We start from the raw sequence: 2,593 nt of genomic DNA, 5'->3' as shown, positions 1-2,593 counted from the left end.
CTGTCATCGGGGTATCCCTTGTGGGTACCCGTATCGAGTTGGGTACCCACCAGGGAAACCCCAACAGTTCGATCGAATTGTTTCGATTCCGCTGCGGTAGCGGGGTTGACTGTCGATGATGGACGCGATCGATTTACCTCGATTTCCTGGCGGCGTTTGGCGGCATAAGCGGGATTTATCAGCGCGGCTACCGGAATCCGGTTAAAATCTGGATCGCCTAGATGCACCGATCGATCGGCATAAGCAATTCGCATCGACTCGATCAGCAGGTGCAGGGCATCGGGACTATGCCAACCCATCGCGGCTAGATCCGTACTCCCGATCGTATTGAGGATCTGCAATAAGTGGACGCCCCCCGATGAAGGGGGAGCCATCGAACAGACGTTGTACTGCCGAAATTTGCCGCACACAGGCGCTCGCCATTTTGGTTGATAGGCGCGGAGATCGGCGCGGGTAATTAAGCCCTTATTCTGGCGCATATCGCGATCGATCGCACTGGCGATCGTGCCAGTATAAAAACTCTGGGGATTGCGGGCGATCGAAATTAAGGTACGGGCTAAATCTCGCTGTACCAACCGCTCGCCCGGTTGCAAGGGTTTGCCATTACGCATAAAAATCGCTCTAGCTGCGGGATTAGTCGCTAATAGTTTCTGTTTCGATCTGGCTTGCTCTGCATAAATTTCACTGACATTAAACCCCTCTCGCGCCAGTCTAATCGACGGCGCTACTACCGTCCGCCAGGGTAACTTACCATACTTACGATGTGCGGTGGCTAGCCCCGCGATCGTCCCCGGCACTCCCGCCGCCAGATGTCCCTCCAGACTAGCATTCGGGCGCGGCTTGCCCTGGGCATCCAAATACATATCTCTCGATGCTTTGAGTGGTGCGCGTTCCCGAAAATCCAGCGACTCGATCTTCCCCCCCATCTGCGTCACCATGAACCCCCCACCGCCAATCCCCGCCGAGAAAGGTTCCACTACCGAAATCGCCAACGTCGTCGCTACAGCAGCATCGATCGCATTCCCGCCCTGCTGAAGGATCGCCACCCCCGCCTGCGTTGCCAATGGATGCGCCGATGTTACCATCCCATTCTGACTGCGCGTCGGTCGGGGAAATGCTGCAAAAACTGGCACAGAACTAGCTAGAATCAGAAACGAGCTAATCGTCAGCGTGTAACGGTAAAAATCTCTAAAAACCTTCACAATAATCTCTCTGCGCTCTAGTGTGCTGCTGCGATTGAAAAAACAGCATTGTAAAATTCACTATCCACTATCCACTATTCACCAGCCACTATCCACTAACTCATGACAAAACTAATTGTTGCCACCAGCAATCCCGGTAAATTGCGAGAAATGCAAGCATATTTGAGCGGTACTGCGTGGGAATTGAGCCTCAAACCCACCGAACTAGATGTGGATGAAACTGGAGCCACTTTTGCTGCTAATGCTGCTCTCAAAGCCTCAGAGGTGGCGATCGCGTTGAATGCGTGGACGATCGCTGATGATTCGGGACTCCAGGTAGATGCTCTCAATGGCGCACCGGGAATTTATTCGGCGCGGTATGCCGCTAGCGATCGAGAACGGATCGATCGCCTTCTCCAGGAATTAGCTAATTTTCCCGAACCGAGTCAAAGACAAGCCCAGTTTGTCTGTGCTGTAGCTGTCGCCCGTCCCGACGGATCGATCGTTGCCAAAGCTGAAGGTATCTGTCGCGGCGAAATTCTGACTTCAGCGCGTGGTGTCGATGGCTTTGGTTACGATCCGATTTTTTATGTCCCCGCCAAACAACTCGCTTTCGCCGAAATGTCTGTCGAGCAAAAACGCAGCATCAGTCATCGCGGCAAAGCATTCGCAATTATTACCCAAAAATTAACTGAAATCGCCAACGAATTTAGGCTTACCCCAAATCCTCATCCCTAATTACAGCACATTTGCAGCGAACTCATCCCCACCAAATGATGTGCGGCGCACAGCAAGTCGGTTTTGATAAGCGTTGGTTGCAGTTGAGTCAACTTCTGATGGCTCCTAATGCCGCAGGTAAGCGCAATTGTCGAAATTCCCATCGCTTGTCCGGCTAATACGTCCGCTTCGGTATCACCAATCATCCAGCTATGCTCCAACTGCTTGGTGCCGACTCGATGCTCTTGCATCGCACGTTTGAGGAGTTTAGTTTTAACTTCTGAATAATTTTGGTAGGCAGCTTGACGGCTAGCGGTGCCATAAATGTCCGCAAATAACTGTCCGAGTCCGTGTTGTTCTAGCATTCCGCTAGCTTCGTCACGATCGCGCAATGTCACCAAAATTAGCTTGGTGCCTTGGGATTTCAATAAACCTAACGCCCAAGTTACGCCTGGTTGGATCTTGTCTTGATGTAGCAAATCGCTACAGTTGACAATTTCGTCAACTCGTTGTAGGAAATAATCTGTTTGAGCGGCATTCAAGCCCGATTGCTGTGCGATCTCGCGATCGGGTGTGCGATTTTGTTTCATCTGCCAAAACTGTGCTTTGGTCAGGATCGCCAAGTCAACGATCTCCGGAGTGCGCGATCGCGGTAACAAAAACTCGCGATAAAGTTGAGCAGTATCGGTTAATGC

The 2,593-nt window shown here is 51.7% G+C and carries 3 protein-coding genes; 1 reads left to right on the top strand and 2 read right to left on the bottom strand.

Annotation, left to right across the window (positions count from 1 at the left end):
* The coding region (gene ggt, locus RMO52_RS21085; protein ID WP_310418212.1) for a gamma-glutamyltransferase at positions 1 to 1,202 on the bottom strand (1,202 nt) is incomplete at its 3' end.
* 102 nt (positions 1,203 to 1,304) lie between these two features.
* Here ggt and rdgB point away from each other — a divergent pair.
* Complete coding sequence (gene rdgB, locus RMO52_RS21080) at positions 1,305 to 1,919, top strand: RdgB/HAM1 family non-canonical purine NTP pyrophosphatase (RefSeq protein ID WP_309740405.1); 615 nt, start codon at positions 1,305 to 1,307, stop codon at positions 1,917 to 1,919.
* Here rdgB and RMO52_RS21075 read toward each other — a convergent pair.
* On the bottom strand, positions 1,916 to 2,593 hold a 678-nt coding region (locus tag RMO52_RS21075; protein ID WP_310418209.1), incomplete at its 5' end, for an HAD hydrolase-like protein. The two genes, rdgB and RMO52_RS21075, sit on opposite strands and share 4 nt — an antisense overlap.

This window comes from Chamaesiphon sp. OTE_8_metabat_110 (genome assembly GCF_031382685.1).
In the GTDB taxonomy this organism is placed as follows: Bacteria; Cyanobacteriota; Cyanobacteriia; order Cyanobacteriales; family Chamaesiphonaceae; genus Chamaesiphon.
This window is presented reverse-complemented; position numbering and strand designations above follow the sequence as displayed.